This window comes from Mesorhizobium sp. WSM4836 (assembly GCF_055811815.1).
The window spans coordinates 106,580-125,925 of sequence record NZ_JBVVQF010000010.1; the positions used below are offsets into that span (position 1 = coordinate 106,580).

At 63.0% G+C, this 19,346-nt stretch carries 17 protein-coding genes and 1 pseudogene; 5 read left to right on the plus strand and 13 right to left on the minus strand.

The features are described 5' to 3' along the window. The first annotated feature begins 65 nt into the window (after positions 1-65). Entirely contained in the window at positions 66-1,133 is a 1,068-nt protein-coding gene (locus AC0L2P_RS14350; protein WP_473501915.1) for a TraB/GumN family protein, read from the plus strand. Positions 1,134-1,506: 373 nt separating this feature from the next. On the opposite strand, the gene AC0L2P_RS14355 is transcribed toward AC0L2P_RS14350, so the two are convergent. From AC0L2P_RS14355 to AC0L2P_RS14415, 13 genes are all read right to left on the minus strand, one after another. Then, positions 1,507-1,737, minus strand: coding sequence for a hypothetical protein (locus tag AC0L2P_RS14355; RefSeq protein WP_473501916.1), 231 nt, complete (start codon positions 1,735-1,737; stop codon positions 1,507-1,509). 283 nt (positions 1,738-2,020) lie between these two features. Beyond that, positions 2,021-3,427 (minus strand): dihydrolipoyl dehydrogenase, encoded by a 1,407-nt coding sequence (lpdA, locus tag AC0L2P_RS14360; protein ID WP_473501917.1) that lies wholly within the window; start codon positions 3,425-3,427, stop codon positions 2,021-2,023. 18 nt (positions 3,428-3,445) lie between these two features. Beyond that, entirely contained in the window at positions 3,446-4,195 is a 750-nt protein-coding gene (locus tag AC0L2P_RS14365; protein ID WP_473501918.1) for an SDR family oxidoreductase, read from the minus strand. Continuing rightward, complete coding sequence (locus tag AC0L2P_RS14370; protein WP_473501920.1) at positions 4,192-4,719, minus strand: hypothetical protein; 528 nt, start codon at positions 4,717-4,719, stop codon at positions 4,192-4,194. Before AC0L2P_RS14370 ends, AC0L2P_RS14365 begins: the two co-directional genes overlap by 4 nt. Before the next feature lie 23 nt (positions 4,720-4,742). Further along, on the minus strand, positions 4,743-6,044 hold the full coding sequence (gene odhB / locus AC0L2P_RS14375; RefSeq protein WP_473501921.1) for a 2-oxoglutarate dehydrogenase complex dihydrolipoyllysine-residue succinyltransferase: 1,302 nt from the start codon (positions 6,042-6,044) through the stop codon (positions 4,743-4,745). A 29-nt stretch (positions 6,045-6,073) separates the two neighbouring features. Then, complete coding sequence (locus AC0L2P_RS14380) at positions 6,074-9,061, minus strand: 2-oxoglutarate dehydrogenase E1 component (RefSeq protein WP_473501923.1); 2,988 nt, start codon at positions 9,059-9,061, stop codon at positions 6,074-6,076. Between the two features lie 148 nt (positions 9,062-9,209). Further along, positions 9,210-10,112 (minus strand): succinate--CoA ligase subunit alpha, encoded by a 903-nt coding sequence (sucD, locus tag AC0L2P_RS14385; RefSeq protein WP_473501924.1) that lies wholly within the window; start codon positions 10,110-10,112, stop codon positions 9,210-9,212. A gap of 54 nt (positions 10,113-10,166) precedes the next feature. Beyond that, a complete protein-coding gene (locus tag AC0L2P_RS14390; protein ID WP_473501925.1) occupies positions 10,167-10,538 on the minus strand; it encodes a cupin domain-containing protein in 372 nt (123 codons plus the stop codon). Between the two features lie 32 nt (positions 10,539-10,570). Then, on the minus strand, positions 10,571-11,062 hold the full coding sequence (locus tag AC0L2P_RS14395; RefSeq protein ID WP_473501926.1) for a hypothetical protein: 492 nt from the start codon (positions 11,060-11,062) through the stop codon (positions 10,571-10,573). Beyond that, positions 11,062-12,258, minus strand: a complete 1,197-nt coding sequence (gene sucC / locus AC0L2P_RS14400; RefSeq protein WP_473501927.1) for an ADP-forming succinate--CoA ligase subunit beta — start codon at positions 12,256-12,258, stop codon at positions 11,062-11,064. The genes AC0L2P_RS14395 and sucC overlap by 1 nt, the downstream gene beginning before the upstream one ends. Positions 12,259-12,299: 41 nt before the next feature. Then, on the minus strand, positions 12,300-13,268 hold the full coding sequence (gene mdh / locus AC0L2P_RS14405) for a malate dehydrogenase (protein ID WP_473501928.1): 969 nt from the start codon (positions 13,266-13,268) through the stop codon (positions 12,300-12,302). Between the two features lie 301 nt (positions 13,269-13,569). After that, on the minus strand, positions 13,570-14,772 hold the full coding sequence (zapE, locus tag AC0L2P_RS14410) for a cell division protein ZapE (RefSeq protein WP_473501929.1): 1,203 nt from the start codon (positions 14,770-14,772) through the stop codon (positions 13,570-13,572). An 84-nt stretch (positions 14,773-14,856) separates the two neighbouring features. Continuing rightward, positions 14,857-15,396 (minus strand): protease inhibitor Inh/omp19 family protein, encoded by a 540-nt coding sequence (locus AC0L2P_RS14415; RefSeq protein ID WP_473501931.1) that lies wholly within the window; start codon positions 15,394-15,396, stop codon positions 14,857-14,859. A gap of 305 nt (positions 15,397-15,701) precedes the next feature. On the opposite strand from AC0L2P_RS14415, the pseudogene AC0L2P_RS14420 reads away from it, so the two are divergent. The 4 genes and pseudogenes from AC0L2P_RS14420 to mtaB all read left to right on the plus strand — a co-directional run bounded on the left by AC0L2P_RS14420 (position 15,702) and on the right by mtaB (position 19,344). After that, a pseudogene (locus AC0L2P_RS14420) lies at positions 15,702-16,708 on the plus strand (MBL fold metallo-hydrolase). A gap of 70 nt (positions 16,709-16,778) precedes the next feature. Then, positions 16,779-16,940 carry a DUF1328 family protein gene (locus AC0L2P_RS14425; RefSeq protein WP_031195454.1) on the plus strand — a complete coding sequence of 54 codons (162 nt, stop codon included), beginning with the start codon at positions 16,779-16,781 and terminating at the stop codon, positions 16,938-16,940. A gap of 218 nt (positions 16,941-17,158) precedes the next feature. Continuing rightward, positions 17,159-18,043 (plus strand): diaminopimelate epimerase, encoded by an 885-nt coding sequence (dapF, locus tag AC0L2P_RS14430; RefSeq protein WP_473501932.1) that lies wholly within the window; start codon positions 17,159-17,161, stop codon positions 18,041-18,043. Continuing rightward, positions 18,043-19,344 carry a tRNA (N(6)-L-threonylcarbamoyladenosine(37)-C(2))-methylthiotransferase MtaB gene (mtaB, locus tag AC0L2P_RS14435; protein ID WP_473501933.1) on the plus strand — a complete coding sequence of 434 codons (1,302 nt, stop codon included), beginning with the start codon at positions 18,043-18,045 and terminating at the stop codon, positions 19,342-19,344. The genes dapF and mtaB overlap by 1 nt, the downstream gene beginning before the upstream one ends. The last annotated feature ends 2 nt before the right edge of the window (positions 19,345-19,346 follow it).

Sequence of the window (19,346 nt, forward strand, 5' to 3'; positions counted from 1 at the left end):
CATCTCGCAACAATTTTGATGTGCCGATTAACCGTTTTGCCGCTTTTTGCGCCTAGAAGCACAGCATGAAACGCCTCATCGCCATCGCCGACCGCGCGACCCATGTGTCGCTGAAGCTGCTCGTGGCGCTCAACGCCCTGTTTTTCCTCTGCTTCCTCATCATCGCGCTGCTCGCCGCGGGAAAGGCACGCGCCGAGACGCCGGTCTGCGCCGGTACCGATATGCTGAGCGCGCTGCAAAGGGACGACCCGGCTGCCTACCGCAAGATCGAGGCGGACGCGGCAGCAACACCGAACGGCAAGGGCTTGCTGTGGAAGCTCGAAAAATCAGGCGAAGAACCGTCCTTCCTGTTCGGCACCATGCACGTTACCGACCCGCGCGTCACCACGCTGCCGCCCGCCGCGCAGAAGGCATTCGATGCGGCTGGCACCGTCGTCATCGAGACCACCGAAGTGCTCGACAAGCAGAAGATGATGGCCGCATTGCTGAAAGAGCCGGATCTGATGATGTTCACCGACAAGACGACGCTTTCGTCGCTGCTGTCGCCGGACGATGCGGCGGTGGTCGACAAGGCGCTTGACGCGCGTGGCATCCCGCCAGCGACCGTCGCCAAGATGAAGCCCTGGTTGCTGTCGGCGATGGTGGCGCTGCCTGCATGCGAAGTCGCCCGCCAGGCTGGCGGCGCGCCGGTGCTCGACATCAAGCTTGCCAAGGACGCCGAGGCTTCGGGCAAATCAGTCGAGGGGTTGGAGACAATCGCCGACCAGCTGCGCGCCATGGCTTCGCTGCCGATCGCCTTTCACCTGAAGGGGCTGGTCGATACGCTGAAGCTTGGCGACAAGGTGAACGACGTCAACGAAACCATGATCGTGCTTTACCGGCGTGGCGACACTGGCATGTACGTACCGCTGTTTCGGACCGTCATTCCCGAACAGGTCGACGACCAATCGGGTTACGCCGAATTCGAGCAGACCATGATCACCAGCCGCAACAGGGTGATGGTCGATCGTGCCGCGCCGATCCTCGCCCACGGCAATGTCTTCATGGCGGTCGGCGCCATGCACTTTCCCGGCGCGCAAGGCTTAGGCGAGGGTTTCCGCAAGGCCGGCTATACCGTGACCGTCGTCAACTGAACAACACGGCGGAGTTGGACACCGAATCATTGCCAAGGCGGGATCAGCCCTTGCTCGTGGCGCGACGGAGGACCGGCCGCGCTTTGTGCCAAGAAACTGAAAAAGGTTCGGTTTGGCTCGATCGAACCCATTTTGCGGTGGAAATGCATGCCTGCAAGCGATTCCGGATCAGAATTGCCCTGTTTTCGGCGTTTTCAACGCCTAATGTGAAACCGATTCAACGATTGTACGTTGATGGCTATTACTTGATGTTTTTCATCCACGGAGGACACTTTTATGGCGAACACACCCAATCCGAACGACCCATTCACCTCACCGGGTACCGCACGGCCACGCGGCGGCGGCAGCGGCTGGCTGATTGCCCTGGTCGTCGTTATCCTGGCAATTGTCGCCTATTATGTTTTTGGAAGACGTAGCGAGGCACCTGCGCCTGCCGAACCGCCCGCAGCCAGCACACCGGCTCCGGCTCCAGCACCTGCCGAGCCGATGAAGCCAGCCGAACCGGCTCCTGCGCCTGCTCCGGCAACACCCGCTCCGGCTCCCGCTCCGGCAGAACCTGCACCTGCTCCGGCCCCTGCGCCAGCCCCGGCACCAGCACCAGCACCGGCCCCTCAGTAATCAGACTGCTGATTTAATATATGAACGGCCCGCTGAAAGGCGGGCCGTTTTGTTTTTGGGAGCAGCCGTCGATGGCTTCGTCATCCCGGGGCGGAGCGGTTACCAGCCGATGTGAAGAGGCACTCGATTCTGGTTCGCCGGAACACTGGCGCTAGGTAACGGCATGGATCCCAGGGTCTCCGCGACGTCGCTTCGCTCCTGCTCCGCCTGGGATGACGAAGCGCGGATGTTTCAGCCAATCTCTAAGGTTTGCGATTCACCGCGTTTGCTCAGATATGGATGGGCTTGAAGAACGTCGCCAATGCCGCCTCCTTTACCGCTTCCGACATTGTCGGATGGGCGTGACAGGTGCGGGCCAGGTCTTCCGACGAGCCGCCAAATTCCATCAGCACGGCCGCCTCGTGGATCATCTCGCCGGCGCCGAAGCCGACGATATGGACGCCGAGCACGCGGTCGCTGGCCTTGTCGGCCAGGATTTTCACAAAGCCGTCGGTATGGAGCATGGCGCGCGCCCGGCCATTGGCGCTGAACGGAAATTTTCCGGCCTTGTAGTCGATGCCGGCCTTCTTCAATTCTTCTTCGGTCTTGCCGACCGAGGCGATTTCCGGCGTCGTGTAGACGACGCTCGGAATCACGTCATAGTTCACATGACCGGCTTGGCCGGCGATGGTTTCGGCCACCGCCACGCCCTCGTCTTCGGCCTTGTGGGCAAGCATCGGCCCGGCGATGACATCGCCGATGGCGTAGATGCCGGGCACGTTGGTTCTGAGATGGCCGTCGGTCTTGACCCGGCCGCGTTCATCGACGTCGACGCCGGCCTCCTTCAGCCCGAGAGCGTCCGAATAGGCCCGTCGTCCCGTCGCAATCAGCACCGCGTCCGCCTCGATCGTCTCGGCCGCTCCGCCTTTGACCGGCTGGAAGGTGACGGTCGCCCCCTTCTTGGCCTTGGCGACGCCGGTCACCTTGGCGCCCAGCCTGAACTCAAAGCCCTGCTTCGACAGCAGGCGCTGGAACTGCTTGGAGACCTCGCCATCCATGCCGCCCAGGATGGTGTCGAGGAACTCGACCACGGTGATCTTGGCGCCGAGCCGCGCCCAGACCGAGCCGAGCTCCAGACCGATGACACCGCCGCCGACCACCACCAGATGGCCCGGCACCTTGTCCAGCGACAGCGCGCCAGTCGACGAGATGACCACCTTCTCGTCGAAATCGACCTTGACGCCGGGAATGCCGGCGACACCGGAGCCGGTGGCGATGACGATGTTCTTGGTCTCGATCTCCTCGACCTTGCCGTCATCGGAGCTCACCGACACCTTGCCGGCCGCAACCACCTTGCCGGTGCCACGAAAACTGTCGATCTTGTTCTTCTTGAACAGGAAGGCGACGCCATTGACGTTGGCCGTCACCGTCGCATCCTTGTGCGCCATCATCTTCCCAAGGTTAAGCTTGGGCGCGCCGATCTCGACCCCGAGCGCGTCGAAGGAATGGCCGGCCTCGGCAAACATCTCGGACGCATGCAGCAGCGCCTTCGACGGGATGCAGCCGATGTTGAGGCAGGTACCGCCGAAGGTCGGGTTCTTTTCGACCACTGCCGTCTTCAGGCCGAGCTGCGCCGCCTTGATGGCGCAGACATAGCCGCCCGGTCCCGATCCGATGATAACGACGTCATAGGCCATGATACTGTCCCTTTTGCTTTAGCGGCCGCCGCCGATTTCCAGATTGGCGCCGGTTGTGTAGGACGCCTCATCCGACAGCAGCCAGAGAATTGCGGCTGCGACTTCCCCGGCGGTGCCGACGCGCTGCATAGGCACCACCTTGCGCGTTCTCTCGGCGCGATCCGGCTGACCGCCGGAGGCATGAATTTCGGTGTCGATGATGCCCGGACTGACCGCGTTGACACGAATGCCTTCGCCGGCCACTTCGCGGGCAAGACCGATGGTGAAGGAATCGACCGCCCCCTTCGAGGCGGCGTAGTCGACATATTGACCCGGCCCGCCAAGCCTTGCCGCGATCGAAGAGACATTGACGATCGCGCCGCCCTTGCCGCCATGCCTGGTCGACATGCGTTTCACCGCCTCGCGGGCGCAAAGCATCGGCGCAATTACATTGATGCGCATCATCCGCTCCAGCCTTGCTGCGCTCAGCTTGTCGACACGCGCGCTCTGGTCGACCACGCCGGCATTGTTGACGAGCGCATCGAGCCGACCGAAACGGGCATCGACAGCCTCGAACATGGCCACCACGTCCGTCTCGCTGCCGACATCGCCCTTGACAGCCAAGGCTTCTCCGCCAGCGGCCCCGATGTCGGCGACCACCGTTTCGGCTGCTTTTGCATTCGACACGTAATTGACCGCAATGCGATAGCCGGCCTTGGCGGCGAGCCTGCATGTAGCGGCGCCAATGCCGCGGCTGCCGCCGGTCACCAGCAGGATTTTTCCGCTCATTCCTGACATCCTTTCAGGGCAAAGACGTCCCAGGGCACCTTGGAAAAACCGTTGGCGCCATAGGCCGCCGACATCTGCAAGGATGCTCCCAGATCGGGAAGGATCAGTTTTTTCGGCGCATCCTGTCCTTCGCCCGGCAGCAACGCGATATTGCCTTGGTCGTCGGCCGTATAGATGACCCCCTCCCACACAGTGCAGGCGGCGAGCTCGTCGCCGGTGACGTCGCCGGCCGGGCATTTGTACATCAGTGAGCCATGCGGCCGCGCCACGCCCTCCGTCCACATGACGATGCCGTCGAGCACGACTCCGTTGTCGAGCACCATCTTGAAACTGTTGGTGACGGCGGCCGATTCGCCGGTTGGCCTGAAATCGATCGCGGCGGCGTTTTCGGTGTCGCCATAGACGGCCAGTTCGAGCGGGCAGGCGGCAAGCGCAACGGAGACCGTCTGCACGCCGAGTGCGCAGATCGTGACAAACAAACCGGACCGGAAACGAGAGGAACCCATCCGGTGGCGCGGATCCATTCTCCGGCTCACTCGGGCCGCCCCTAGAGGTCGAGCACCAGCCGCTCGGGATCCTCCAGGCTTTCCTTGACCCGCACCAGGAACGTCACCGCTTCCTTGCCGTCGACGATGCGGTGATCATAGGAGAGCGCCAGATACATCATCGGCCGGATGACGATCTGGCCGCCGACCACCATCGGCCGCTCCTGGATCTTGTGCATGCCCAAAATGCCCGATTGCGGCGCATTGAGGATCGGCGTCGACATCAGCGACCCGTAAACGCCACCGTTGGAAATCGTGAACGTGCCGCCTTGCATATCGGCAACCGAGAGCTTGCCGTCGCGCGCCGCAAGGCCCAGCCTGCCGATTTCCTTCTCGATTTCGGCGATGGACATCTGGTCGGCGTTGCGCACAACCGGCACGACAAGCCCTTTCTCGGTACCGACGGCAACGCCGATATGGGCGTAATTCTTGAAGATGATGTCGGTGCCGTCGATCTCGGCATTGACCGACGGTATCTCCTTCAGCGCATGGGTGACCGCCTTGGTGAAGAAGCCCATGAAGCCGAGCTTCACGCCGTGCTTCTTCTCGAACACGTCCTTGTATTTGGTCCGGAGCGCCATCACCGCGCTCATGTCGACCTCGTTGAAGGTGGTCAGCATGGCGGCGGTCGATTGCGCTTCCTTGAGGCGGCGCGCGATGGTCTGGCGCAGCTTGGTCATGCGCACGCGCTCCTCGCGCGACGCATCGTCGGCCGAGGACGGCGCGCGCGCGGCGACAGGTGCCGGTACAGGCGCTGCCTTTGGCATTTCGGCCGGCTGTGACGGCGCGCCCCTGGCGATCAGGTCGAGCACGTCGCCTTTCAGCACCTGGCCGCGCTTGCCCGAGCCCGACACCTGGTCGACCGCGAGATTGTGCTCGGCCAGCAGCTTCGCCGCCGACGGCGCCGGCGGCATGGTGCGCGTCTCGATCGCGCCGGCGTCGCCGGCGATCTTGGCCGTCTCGGCAGCGGCCTGCTTGACGCTCGCGGCCGCGGTCGGAGCCGAGGCCTGCGACACCGCCTCCTGTTTCTCCGCCGGGGCGGCGGCGGTATTGGCTGCCGCGCCGGCGCCTGCCGAAATCGTGCCGAGCAGTGCGCCGACGCCGACCGTCTCGCCTTCCTTGACGGCGATTTCGCTGAGCGTGCCCGCGGCGGCGGCCGGCACTTCCACCGTCACCTTGTCGGTTTCGAGCTCGACCAGCGGCTCATCGGCTGCGATCGCGTCGCCGACCTTCTTGAACCATTTGCCGATGGTCGCCTCGGTGACGGATTCACCAAGTGTCGGGACGCGGATTTCGGTTGCCATTGTGCCTGTCCGTTTCTTTCGGTTCTGTTCTATTCACCAAGCGCGTCGTCGAGCAAGGCAGCCAGCTGGGCGAGGTGCTTCGACATCAATCCGGTCGCCGGCGAAGCGGCGGCCGGCCGGCCGGTATAGCGCACCCGCTGATGCTTGGCGTCGATATGCGCCAGCACCCATTCGAGATACGGATCGATGAACGACCAGGCGCCCATGTTCTTGGGCTCCTCCTGGCACCACACCATCTCGGCATTGCGGAAGCGCGACAGTTCGGTGATCAGCGCCTTGGCCGGAAACGGGTAGAGCTGCTCGACGCGCAGCAAATATATGTCGTTGATGCCGCGCTTCTCGCGCTCTTCGTAGAGGTCGTAATAGACCTTGCCCGAACAGAGCACGACACGGCGGATCTTCGAATCTTTGGTGAGCTTGATGGCCTGGCCCGACAGCAGCTGGGCATCATCCCACAACAGCCGGTGAAAGGCGCTTTCGCCCGACATCTCCGGCAGCGTTGATACCGCCCGCTTGTGGCGCAGCAGCGACTTCGGCGTCATCAGGATCAGCGGCTTGCGGAAGTCCCGCTTCAATTGCCGGCGCAAGATGTGGAAGTAATTGGCCGGCGTCGTGACGTTGGCGACCTGCATATTGTCTTCGGCGCAAAGCTGCAGGAAGCGCTCGAGCCGGGCCGACGAATGCTCAGGCCCCTGGCCTTCATAGCCATGCGGCAGCAGGCAGACGAGGCCCGACATTCTGAGCCATTTGCGCTCGCCCGACGAGATGAACTGGTCGAACACCACCTGGGCGCCGTTGGCGAAGTCGCCGAACTGCGCTTCCCACAGCGTCAGCGCCTTCGGCTCGGCCAGCGAGTAGCCATATTCGAAGCCGAGCACGGCCTCCTCCGACAACATCGAGTTGATGACCTCGAAACCGGCCTGCGCCGCCGACAGATTGTTGAGCGGGATATAGCGTGTCTCGTCGCGCTGGTCGTAGAGCACGGAGTGGCGCTGCGAGAAGGTGCCGCGCTCCGAATCCTGTCCGGACAGCCGGATCGGATTGCCGTCGAGCAGGATGGCGCCGAAGGCCAGCGCCTCGGCCGTCGACCAGTCGATGCCTTCGCCGGACTCGATCGCCTGGCGGCGGTTGTCGAGGAAGCGGATGATCGTCTTGTGCGCCTCGAAATCCTTCGGCACCTCGGTCAGCTTCTTGCCGATCTCCTTCAGCGTCTTGACCGGAACGGCGGTCTTGCCACGCCGCTGTTCGTCCTGGTTGTCGGCCGAGCGCAGGCCGGACCACGCGCCGTCCAGCCAATCGGCCTTGTTCGGCTTGTAATGCTGGCCGACCTCGAATTCCTGCTCGAGATGCGCCCGCCAATCGGCCTTCATCTTTTCGAACTCGGCCTGGGTGATGTGGCCTTCGGAAATCAGCCGGTCGGCATAGATCTGCACCGTCGTCTTCTGGTTGCGGATCTTGCGATACATGATCGGCTGGGTGAAGGCGGGCTCGTCGCCCTCATTATGGCCGAAGCGGCGGTAGCAGAACATGTCCACCACGACAGGCTTGTGGAACTTCATGCGGAATTCGATCGCCACCTTGGTTGCATGGACGACGGCTTCCGGATCGTCGCCATTGACGTGGAAGATCGGCGCCTCGATCATCTTGGCCACGTCGGACGGATAGGGCGACGAGCGCGAGAAGCGCGGGTTGGTGGTGAAGCCGATCTGGTTGTTGATGATGAAATGCAGCGTGCCGGCGACGCGGTGGCCGCGCAGGCCGGACAGGCCGAGGATTTCGGCGATCACGCCCTGACCGGCAAAGGCCGCATCGCCATGCAGCAGCAGCGGCAGCACCTTGGCGCGCTCTTCCAGCGGCACGATCTCCTCGCGGCTGCGGCCAAACAGATAGTCCTGCTTGGCGCGCGCCTTGCCCATCACCACCGGGTCGACGATTTCCAGATGCGAGGGATTGGCGGTCAGCGACAGGTGCACCTTGTTGCCGTCGAACTCGCGGTCGGATGAGGCACCGAGATGGTACTTCACGTCGCCCGAGCCTTCGACCTCGTCGGGAGCGGCCGAGCCACCCTTGAACTCGTGGAAAATGGCGCGGTGCGGCTTGGCCATGACCTGCGACAGCACGTTCAGCCGGCCGCGATGTGCCATGCCGAGCACGATCTCCTTCATGCCGAGCTGGCCGCCGCGCTTGACGATCTGCTCCAGCGCCGGGATCAGCGACTCGCCGCCATCCAGGCCGAAGCGCTTGGTGCCCTTGTACTTGACGTCGATGAACTGCTCGAAGCCTTCCGCCTCGACCAGCTTCTGCAGGATCGCCTTCTTTCCGGCTGCGGTGAAGGAGATCTCCTTGTCTGCGCCCTCGATGCGCGCCTGGATCCAGGCCTTCTCTTCTGGGTCGGAAATATGCATGAATTCGACGCCGAGCGTCGAGCAATAGGTTCGGGTCAGGATGTCGAGCATCTGCCGGATGGTGCCGAATTCCAGCCCGAGCACATTGTCCAAGAAGATCGGCCGGTCGTAATCGGCTTCGGTGAAGCCGTAATTTTCCGGCGACAGCTCGTTGTAATCCTCGAGCGGCTTGGCAATGCCGAGCGGATCGAGATTGGCGTGCAGGTGGCCGCGCATGCGGAAGGCGCGGATCATCATGATGGCGCGGACGGAATCGCGCGTCGCCTGATGCACGTCGGCGTCGGAAAGCGCTGCGCCGTTGCCGACCGCCCTGTCCTTGACCTTCTTTTCGATGTGCTTTTCGACGAGCCCCCAATTGCCGTCGAGCGCCGAGACGAGCTCGCCATTGGCCTGCATCGGCCAAGAGGGCTTGGCCCATGATGCGCCCTTGGCATTCTTGCGCACGTCGCCGGCGTCGTCCTTCAGCGCCGCGAAGAAGTCCTGCCATTCGGGATCGACCGACGCGGGATCGTCCTCATAGGCGGCATAGAGCGCGTCGATGTAATCGGCATTGCCGCCGTAGAGGAAAGAGGTAAGCGAAAACTGGTCGTTGGCCTGATCTTGTCTTGCCATTTTTGTCCGCGGAGCCGCGCTCCGTCTCCTGTTTTGGAGGGGAGTAGGGCAGTAGGGGAGTAAGGCAGTAGGGAAAGCTGGCGGTTGCCGCGCTCGGTCCCGTTCTTCCTATTCCCCTACTGCCATACTGCCCTACTCCCTTACTGCCTTACCCCTTGATCGCCTCGACCAGGGTCGTGCCCAGCCGTGCTGGCGATGGCGAAACCTTGATGCCGGCCGATTCCATCGCCGCGATCTTGTCTTCCGCACCGCCCTTGCCGCCGGAGATGACCGCCCCCGCATGACCCATGGTGCGGCCCGCCGGCGCGGTGCGCCCGGCGATGAAACCGGCCATCGGCTTGCTGCGGCCGCGCTTTGCCTCGTCCTTGAGGAACTGCGCGGCGTCTTCCTCGGCCGAGCCGCCGATCTCGCCGATCATGATAATCGACTTGGTCTCGTCGTCGGCGAGGAACATCTCCAGCACGTCGATGAACTCCGTGCCTTTGACCGGATCGCCGCCGATGCCGACGGCGGTGGTCTGGCCGAGGCCGACATTGGTGGTCTGGAACACCGCCTCATAGGTAAGCGTTCCCGAGCGCGAAACAACGCCGACCGAGCCTTTGCGGAAGATGTTGCCGGGCATGATGCCGATCTTGCATTCGTCCGGCGTCAGCACGCCTGGACAGTTGGGGCCGATAAGCCGCGATTTCGAGCGGTCGAGCCTCGCCTTGACCTTGATCATGTCCATCACCGGTATGCCCTCGGTGATGCAGACGATCAGCGGGATCTCGGCCTCGATTGCTTCCAGGATCGCTTCGGCAGCACCCGCCGGCGGCACGTAGACGACTGAGGCGTTGGCACCGGTCTTCGCCTTGCCTTCGGCAACCGTGCCGAAAATCGGCAGCGTCTCGCCCTTCGCACCGATCCAGGTTTCGCCGCCCTTCTTGGGGTGGATGCCGCCGACCATTTTTGTGCCGTGATAGGCCAGCGCCTGTTCGGTATGGAACGTGCCGGTCTTGCCTGTCAGGCCCTGCACCAGCACCTTGGTGTTCTTGTCGACGAGAATGGACATGGTGGTCCTTTTTACAAACCATTGATGGAGGAAGGCTGCGCGGTCATCGTCAGGTCAGAGACGCTTGAGATCGGCGACGGTGAGGTCGCTCTCGGCATTGCCGGTGTTGAGTGTCGTCGCCGGTTCGAACATCAGTACGACAGGCTCCTCGCTCAGCGAGCGGGGCCGGTGCTCGACGGCGCGCGGCACGACGATGAACTCGCCGCTGGAAAGCTCCACAGTGCCGTCGCGGAAATCGATGGCGATACGCCCGCGCAGCACCAGGAACGCCTCGTCTTCATTGTCGTGCGCATGCCAGTCGAAGACGTCGCCGAACTTGGCGATCTTGACCTGGCTGTCATTGACGTCGCCGGCAATATGCGGATCGAAGACCTTTTTGATCTTCTGATCCGCCGCCTCGACGAGGTTTATCTTGTGCGGAGGCATCGCCTAGCGACCTCGACCATGAAGTTCTGTTTTCAAGCTGGGCATTTTTTATTTCCGTGAACGACAGCACCGATCCATTGGCCCTTGGCCTCACGCATGGTCACCACCTGAATAGACAGGTTGCCGTCTGCGGTCTTGATCTCCCCGAGGGAATTGGGATCTTCATCCGCCTGGAACCTGCTGCCATATCTGGAAAGCAGTCTTTTCAGGATCATATCCGCCGCAAGCTTCGGATTGTCTGTGCCAAAGGAAACCAGGCAATCGCATTTGCCACCCGAATTTCTGATCGAGGCAACGACTTCTGTAGCTTTGTAAATCAGACGTCCCTCCGAGTCGGCCATGAAGCCGCTATTCCGGGCAGCCGCATTAAACCTGCCGAACCGAGGCGCGGTCGCCGGGCACAGATTCATGAACAAATTCATCCGCTTGCCGATCCAGGCAGGCGATGCCGGATCTTCAGCCGAAGTCGCCGCACTGGCCCAAAAAGCCATGCCGCAGAGCGCTATGGCCAGCAGCCGGTGCATCAGCCGCCCTTCACCGCCGCGACAATCTTCTTGGCTGCGTCATCAAGATCATCGGCGGACACCACGTTCAGCCCGCTGTCGTTGATGATCTTCTTGCCGAGTTCGGCATTGGTGCCTTCCAGCCGCACCACCAGCGGCACCTGCAGCCCGACTTCCTTGACCGCGGCGATGACGCCCTCGGCGATGATGTCGCATTTCATGATGCCGCCGAAGATATTGATCAGAATGCCTTTGACCGCCGGATCCTTGGTGATGATCTTGAACGCTGCCGTCACCTTCTCTTTCGACGCGCCGCCGCCGACATCGAGGAAGTTGGCGGGCTCGGCGCCATAAAGCTTGATGATGTCCATCGTCGCCATGGCGAGGCCGGCGCCGTTGACCATGCAGCCGATATTGCCGTCGAGCGCGACATAGGCGAGGTCGTATTTCGACGCCTCGATCTCTTTCTCGTCCTCTTCGGTGGTGTCGCGCAATTCAAGCACGTCCGGGTGACGGAACAGCGCGTTGTTGTCGAACGACACTTTTGCGTCGAGCACGCGCAACCGGCCGCTCTTCATGACGATCAGCGGGTTGACCTCGAGCAGACTCATGTCCTTCTCGACAAACGCCTTGTAGAGGATCGGAAACAGCGTCGCGCCGTCCTTGGCTGCGTCGCCGTCGAGCCTCAGTGCGGCGTTGAGCTTCTTCACATCGTCGGCCGTCACGCCCCTTTCCGGGTCGATGGCGACGGTGATGATCTTTTCCGGCGTGTCGTGGGCGACCGCCTCGATGTCCATGCCGCCCTCGGTCGAGACGACGAAGGCGACGCGCCCGACCGAACGGTCGACCAGGATCGACAGATAGAGCTCGCGCTCGATGTCGGCGCCATCCTCGATGTAGAGCCGGTTGACCTGCTTGCCGGCCGGGCCGGTCTGCTTGGTCACAAGCGTGTGGCCGAGCATCTCCTTGGCGTTGGCGACGACCTCAGCCACCGACTTCGCCAGCCTGACGCCGCCCTTGGCATCGGGCCCGAGTTCCCTGAATTTGCCCTTGCCGCGGCCGCCGGCATGGATCTGGCTCTTGACCACATAGAGCGGGCCGGGCAGCGCCTTGGCGGCGGCTTCCGCTTCGCTCGCCTTGAACACCGACACCCCCTCGGCCACGGGTGCGCCAAAGCCTTTCAGTAGCGCCTTGCCCTGATATTCATGAATGTTCATGCGCTATGTCTCCAGCTTGCTTGGCGGGCTTGGTTGCCGGCTTACTTGGCCGCGAGATGCGGAGCGATCTTGACGCAGGCGTCGCACAGGCCCTGCACCGCCGCGACCGAATTGTCGAACATCTTCTGCTCGCTCTTCACGAGCTCGATCTCGATGATCCGCTCGACACCGCCGGCGCCGATCACCACGGGAACGCCGACATAGGTGTTCTTGACGCCATATTGACCGGAGAGGTACGCTGCACAGGGCAGCACCCGCTTCTTGTCCTTGAGATAGGCTTCGGCCATGGCGATGGCCGAGGCGGCCGGCGCATAAAACGCGGAGCCAGTCTTGAGCAGGCCGACGATCTCGGCGCCGCCGTCGCGGGTGCGCTGCACGATCTGGTCGAGCCGCTCCTTCGAGGTCCAGCCCATCTTGATGAGGTCGGGCAACGGAATGCCGGCAACCGTCGAATAGCGGATCATCGGCACCATGGAATCGCCGTGGCCGCCGAGCACGAAGGCGGTGACGTCCTCGACCGAGACCTTGAATTCCTCGGCCAGGAAATAGCGGAAGCGCGAGCTGTCGAGCACGCCGGCCATGCCGACGACATGGCTCTTGGGCAGGCCGGAAAACTTCTGCAGCGCCCAGACCATGGCGTCGAGCGGATTGGTGATGCAGATGACGAAGGCATTCGGCGCATATTTTTTGAGGCCGGCGCCGACCTGCTCCATCACCTTCAGATTGATGCCCAGAAGATCGTCGCGGCTCATGCCGGGCTTGCGCGGCACGCCGGCGGTGACGATGCAGACGTCGGCGCCCTCGATGCCGGCATAGTCGTTGACACCGGTCAGCCTGGAGTCGAACCCATCGACCGGCGACGACTGCGCGATATCCAGGCCCTTGCCTTGCGGGATGCCTTCGGCGATATCGAACAGCACGACGTCGCCCAGATCCTTGAGGCCGACCATGTGGGCAAGGGTGCCGCCGATCATGCCCGAGCCGATGAGCGCTATCTTGTTGCGTGCCATGTCAGGATGTTTTCCCTTTGACTATGACGGCGCCCAAATCCTTGACGATTTGATGACGGCGTCGGAGGAAGAGGCCGGAATGCTGCGGAACCGCGAAATTCGCCGCACGCAATAGCCCCGGCCGCACAAAAATTCAAACGATTATTTTGGAGTGAGTAATTTCAATCGGTTAGAAACAATGGGACTTACGTAAGCGTCAAAGTTCTGAAGCCGACTAGAGGAATTTTACACAATGGCGCCGGAAATCAGAAGGCTATTTCCTGGCGATGACGGCCTTGTGATGCGGGTTGCCGACGATCCTTTACGCCTGAGCCTGCCGTGCCTCCGCCGATGATCCCCGCGCCTTCTGCCTCGCCGCCCAATCCTCGAGCCAGTCGCGGCTTTGCATCTCGATCAGCCGCGATGCGGTGCGCTCGAACTCGAAGACTTCGTTGCCGCGCTTGGCCGTATAGAGCTGCGCCGGCGGTGCGGCGGCGCTCATCACCAGCCGTATGTGATGATCGTAGAGCGTATCGACCAGCAGGATGAAGCGCTTGGCCTCGTTGCGCTTGCCTTCGCCGAGCACCGGCACATGGTCGATGAAGATGGTCGAGAAACGGCTGGCAACGGCAAGATAGTCGCGGGCGCCGAGCGGCCTCTCGCAGAGATCGGCGAAGGAAAACCGCGCTGCCTCGCCGGCAGCACGCGGCACCACGACGTGCCGACCCTTCACCGTCAGCATCGTCTCGGCGGTCGGCCTGCCATGCGTCATCATCGCCCACGCGCCGTCGAGCGCATGGTCTGCGGCGGCATCGGCCGGGGTGACGTAAACCGGCATGCGGCTGAGCTTGTCGAGGCGGTAATCCTTGTCGGCGTCAAGCGCCAGCACCTGCGCGTGGCGCTCCAGGATGGCGACAAACGGCAAAAACAACTGACGGTTCAGGCCGTCGCGGTAGAGATCCTGCGGCGCGATATTGGAGGTGGCGACCAGCACGACCCCATTGGCAAACAACGCCGAAAACAGCCTGGACAAGATCATCGCATCGGCGATGTCGGTGACAGAGAACTCGTCGAAGCACAGCACCCAGGCCTCCTCGGCCAGCGCGCGCGCCACCGGCGGGATCGGGTCGTCCTCCTTGACCGTACCCTCTTTACGCGCCTGCCGGTGCTTCTGGATCCGGTCCTGTACGTCGGCCATGAAGTCGTTGAAATGCACGCGGCGCCTGCGCCGCACCGGCAGCAGCTCGAAGAACATGTCCATCAGCATGGTCTTGCCGCGGCCGACGCCGCCATGGATATAGAGGCCCTTGACCGCCTCGTGCCCCTCGCGCTTACGGGCGAACAGCCACCCCAGCGCGCTTGACTTATGCGCCAGCCGCTTTGCCGATATCTGGTCGATCAGCCGGTCGAGCGCAGCGGCGATCCGCACCTGCGCCGGATCGCGCCCGATGGCGCCCGTCTCGACCAGATGGTCGTAGCGCTGCTTGACGGTCGCATGGGTCTTAAGGCCGTCACGCAGATGCATCAGTCACGTCGTTCCGGAGCAATTCCAAGAAAAGTGTGTAGCGGTTTTCCGTCCGGAATTGCATAACAATTGGGGGCCGTTCTCTTACCTTGTAAGCGAGATCGGCAGGCCGTTGGAAGTCTGGCCGTCGAATTTCTCGCCGCCCGAGGAATAGAGCCGCGCCAGCGTGCCACCATTCTCGTCATAGAGCGTCAGTTGCTTGCCGGCGACGTTCCAGGATTTGATACCGTCGAGTGGCGCCGGGCAATGCAGCGGTCCGGCGCGATAGCCCGAGCCGAATTTGGTCTGCGGCGTCGCCACCTGACAGCTCTGGCCGGATACGCTTGCTTTCCATACGCCGGCGACCCCGGAGGCGGTGACGTCGGCCGCACCGGCGGGCGCCGTCCCATCCGGCGGCAGCGAGGCGACCTGCGTGTTCTGCGGCGCGGTCGGGAATTTCGACGGATCGGCCGGGCCGGGTGTCGCCGGCGGTGGCAGCTGGTTTGCAGTCACCTTGCCGGCGGGCGCAGCTTCCAGCGGCGCCGGCTGCTGCTCGCCCATTGATGAGAACCGCGAGGTCGAACAGCCGCTCGCAACGAGCGCGGCCAGCGATACGGCCAGCAGGCCGGTTTTCGAAAATTTCATTCTTCAACCTCCGTCGGATCCGGCTGGGGGGTGCCGTCCGCGCAATGTCCCCCTCACCAAGATGGAGAAGGTGGCGAAATTTCAACCCGATATGGTTAAAATACGGTTTGCGCCGCTAATGTTGCAAATTTATCGCAAAATGCACATTGCCTGAATTGCGTTGCGCCTTGGCCGTTTGGCCGGCACCTGTGGTTGATGCGATACGGCGCGCCGGCGCCAAATCCTTGGCGTTCACCTCAAATGCTTGTGCGGGCCGGCTCCGGCATTATCTCTTGGCGATCAGCAAACTGCAGGGAGCCGATTTCTTGGCCGTGAGAAAGAGAGCCGCCAACCGCTATTACAGCGGGCCGCCCAGCGATCATTTCGACGGCATCTTGTTCTTCAACCCCGACGGACGGCCGCCGGGCCGCTTTGCCGATCTGTTGAAATGGCAATTGAGCCGCGAGCGCTCGAAATGGCCGGCGGCGGATCCGAGCCCGTTTCCACCGGCAAGGCCGGTCGAGCGCATCGATGGTTCCGCGCTGCGCCTCACCATGGTCGGTCATTCCTCGCTGCTCGTCCAGACAGCCGGCCTGAACATCCTGACTGACCCGGTCTGGTCGCGACGCGTCTCGCCGCTCTCCTTCGCCGGCCCCAAACGCGTCAATCCACCGGGCATCGCCTTTTCGCATTTGCCGCCGATCGATCTCGTGCTGGTCAGCCACAACCATTACGACCATCTCGACCTCGCCACGCTGAAGCGCCTGAAGGCAAGGCACGATCCGCTGCTGCTGACGCCGCTCGGCAACGACACCATCGTCGACGCTGCCGTCCCCGGTATGCGGGTTTCCACGCATGACTGGGGCGACCGGGTCGATATCGGCGATGGCGTCGCCGTCCATGTCGAGCCGGTGCACCACTGGGCCGCGGTGCTCGCGACCGGCGCATGGCGCTGTGGGCGGGTTTCGTCGTCGAGACACCCGGCGCAAAGATCTATTTCGCCGGCGACACCGGCTTCCACGGCGGCATCAATTACCGGCTGATGGCGCAAAAGCACGGCGGCTTCCGCCTCGCCATCCTGCCGATCGGCGCCTACGAGCCGCGCTGGTTCATGGCGCCGCATCACCAGGACCCGGAAGAGGCGGTGCAAGGCATGCTTTTGTGCAATGCCGCTTATGCCGCCGGCTGTCACTGGGGCACGTTCCGGCTCACCAACGAGCCGATCGACGAACCGCCCAGAAAGCTCGGCGAAGCGCTCGATGCTGCCGGCCTGCCGCGGCAAAGTTTTCGCGCCTTACGGCCGGGCGAAGTCTGGGACGTGCCGACGGGTTAGGCCGGCGGAACCAAAGGCTTCACATAGACGTTTGTAGGTGTTCAAACCTGTCGGCTGCGAGGTATCTCTCATGATCAGGTGGATCATCATTCTTTTGATTATCGCGGCCGCGGCGAGCCTGCTCGGCATGCCGGCACTGGCCGGAGCCGCCGCCACCGGCGCGCGCATCCTCATCGGCATCGTGCTGATCATCTTCCTGCTGATCGTGCTTGGCGTCTTCGCGGTGACCTGAAACTAAGGTGTGTCGAGATTCAGGTTAGGCCGAGCCGAGAATGATGGGTTCCGAGAACCGGAGCGGAGCGTACTTTTGAGTACGTGAGCACCGGAAGCGCAGGTAACTGCCATTCGCAGGCCGGCATCACCTGAATATCGACACAGCTTAAGCCGCGCTGGTAATTTCTGCCGCTATCCGCCATATAGGCGCCAAACCGGCAAGAGACCTTTCGATCGATGGCAAGCACGGCCCCTTTCGCCAAGATGAACGGCGTCGGCAACGAGATCATCGTTGCCGATATGCGCGGTCGTGCCGCTCGCGTGACGCCTGCGGCAGCTATCGCGCTTAATGCCGATGCGGCGACAAGCTTCGACCAGATCATGGCGATCCACGACGCCAGGACGCCGGGCACCGCCTTTTTCATCGACATCTTGAATTCCGATGGAACCAGCGCGCAAGCCTGCGGCAACGGTATGCGCTGTGTCGTCCAGGCGCTCGCCGCCGAGACCGGCCAGAAGACATTTGCTTTTGAAACAGTCGCCGGCATCCTCAATGCCGAGGAACATGCCGACGGAATGATCTCGGTCGACATGGGCACGCCGCGCTTTGGCTGGCAGGATATCCCGCTGGCCGAGGAGTTTCGCGACACCCGCATGATCGAGCTGCAGATCGGCCCGATCGATGCCCCGGTACTGCATTCGCCATCGGTCGTCTCGATGGGCAATCCGCATGCCATCTTCTGGGTCGACCGCGACGTCTGGTCCTACGAGCTCGAGCGCTTCGGCCCGCTGCTCGAAAACCACCCGATCTTCCCCGAGCGCGCCAACATCACCATCGCGCAGGTGACTTCGCCGGAGACCATGGTCATCCGCACCTGGGAGCGCGGCGCCGGCCTCACCAAGGCCTGCGGCTCGGCCGCTTGCGCCGCTGTGGTCGCCGCGGCCCGCACCCGGCGCACCGGCCGCAGCGTCACGCTGATGACGCCCGGCGGCGGCGCGCTGCATGTTTTGTGGCGCGACGACGACCACGTCATCCTGACCGGTGCCGCCGAATGGGAATTTTCCGGCAGCTTCGATCCGTCGACCGGGGCGTGGGCGCGCGACACTGAAAGCGCCGCCTGATGGCTCCTCGTGGCAACAAGGGTATCGAGGTCGTCACCTTCGGCTGCCGGCTGAACACATATGAATCCGAGGTGATGCGGCGTGAAGCCGAAAGTGCGGGCCTCGGCAGGCTCGAAGGCGGCGCTATCATCTTCAACACATGCGCCGTCACCAGCGAGGCGGTGCGCCAGGCCAAGCAGTCGATCAGAAAGGCCCGCCGTGAAAACCCGGCCGCCCGCATCATCGTCACCGGCTGCGCCGCCCAGACCGGCCCGCAGGATTACGTCGCCATGGACGAGGTCGATCTCGTCCTCGGCAATGAGGAAAAGCTGAACGCGCATTCCTATCGCGCGCTGCCGGATTTCGGCGTCAACGATACCGAAAAGGCGCGCGTCAACGATATTTTTTCGGTGCGCGAAACGGCCGCCCACATGGTCGACGCCATCGAGGGCCGGGCACGCGCTTTCGTCCAGGTGCAGAACGGCTGCGATCACCGCTGCACCTTCTGCATCATTCCTTATGGTCGCGGCAATTCGCGCTCGGTACCGATGGGCGCCGTGGTCGAGCAGGTCAAGCGGCTTACCGGCAATGGTTATGCCGAGATCGTGCTGACCGGCGTCGACATGACCAGTTTCGGCGCCGATCTGCCTGGCGCACCGAAGCTCGGCAAATTGGTCAAGACCATCCTGAAGCAGGTGCCGCACGTGAAACGCCTGCGGCTTTCCTCCATCGATTCGATCGAGGCCGACGACGATCTGCTGGACGCCATCGCCACCGAGCCCAGGCTGATGCCGCATCTGCATCTGTCGCTGCAATCGGGTGATGACATGATCCTGAAGCGGATGAAGCGCCGCCACAGCCGCGACCAGTCGATCCGCTTTTGCGAGGATGTGCGCAAACTGCGCCCCGGCATCGTTTTCGGCGCCGACATCATCGCCGGCTTCCCGACCGAGACGGACGCAATGTTCGAAAACTCGCTGGAGATGGTCGAGGAATGCGGCCTGACGCATCTCCACGTCTTCCCGTTTTCGCCGCGCCAGGGCACGCCCGCCGCGCGTATGCCGCAGCTTCGCCGCGACATGGTCAAGCAGCGCGCGGCTCGGCTGCGCGCCGCCGGCGAGGCTGCCTATCGCCGTCATCTTGCCTCGCTCGCCGGCACACGCCAGTCGATCCTGGTCGAGCGCGACGGGCTCGGCCGCACCGAAGGCTTTACGCTTGCCGCGGTCTCTGCCGGCGCTCCGGGCGACATCGTCGAGGCTGACATCGCCGGCCATGACGGTATCCGACTGATCGCCGCGCCACTTGCCGCCCGCGCCGCCTGAGA

Coding starts and splice junctions, on each gene's coding strand:
- AC0L2P_RS14350 (WP_473501915.1), top strand. CDS start 66: ATGAAACGCCTCATCGCCATCGCCGACCGCGCGACCCATGTGTCGCTG.
- lpdA (WP_473501917.1), bottom strand. CDS start 3,427: ATGGCCTATGACGTCGTTATCATCGGATCGGGACCGGGCGGCTATGTC.
- AC0L2P_RS14365 (WP_473501918.1), bottom strand. CDS start 4,195: ATGAGCGGAAAAATCCTGCTGGTGACCGGCGGCAGCCGCGGCATTGGC.
- AC0L2P_RS14370 (WP_473501920.1), bottom strand. CDS start 4,719: ATGGATCCGCGCCACCGGATGGGTTCCTCTCGTTTCCGGTCCGGTTTG.
- odhB (WP_473501921.1), bottom strand. CDS start 6,044: ATGGCAACCGAAATCCGCGTCCCGACACTTGGTGAATCCGTCACCGAG.
- AC0L2P_RS14380 (WP_473501923.1), bottom strand. CDS start 9,061: ATGGCAAGACAAGATCAGGCCAACGACCAGTTTTCGCTTACCTCTTTC.
- sucD (WP_473501924.1), bottom strand. CDS start 10,112: ATGTCCATTCTCGTCGACAAGAACACCAAGGTGCTGGTGCAGGGCCTG.
- AC0L2P_RS14390 (WP_473501925.1), bottom strand. CDS start 10,538: ATGCCTCCGCACAAGATAAACCTCGTCGAGGCGGCGGATCAGAAGATC.
- AC0L2P_RS14395 (WP_473501926.1), bottom strand. CDS start 11,062: ATGCACCGGCTGCTGGCCATAGCGCTCTGCGGCATGGCTTTTTGGGCC.
- sucC (WP_473501927.1), bottom strand. CDS start 12,258: ATGAACATTCATGAATATCAGGGCAAGGCGCTACTGAAAGGCTTTGGC.
- mdh (WP_473501928.1), bottom strand. CDS start 13,268: ATGGCACGCAACAAGATAGCGCTCATCGGCTCGGGCATGATCGGCGGC.
- zapE (WP_473501929.1), bottom strand. CDS start 14,772: ATGCATCTGCGTGACGGCCTTAAGACCCATGCGACCGTCAAGCAGCGC.
- AC0L2P_RS14415 (WP_473501931.1), bottom strand. CDS start 15,396: ATGAAATTTTCGAAAACCGGCCTGCTGGCCGTATCGCTGGCCGCGCTC.
- AC0L2P_RS14425 (WP_031195454.1), top strand. CDS start 16,779: ATGATCAGGTGGATCATCATTCTTTTGATTATCGCGGCCGCGGCGAGC.
- dapF (WP_473501932.1), top strand. CDS start 17,159: ATGGCAAGCACGGCCCCTTTCGCCAAGATGAACGGCGTCGGCAACGAG.
- mtaB (WP_473501933.1), top strand. CDS start 18,043: ATGGCTCCTCGTGGCAACAAGGGTATCGAGGTCGTCACCTTCGGCTGC.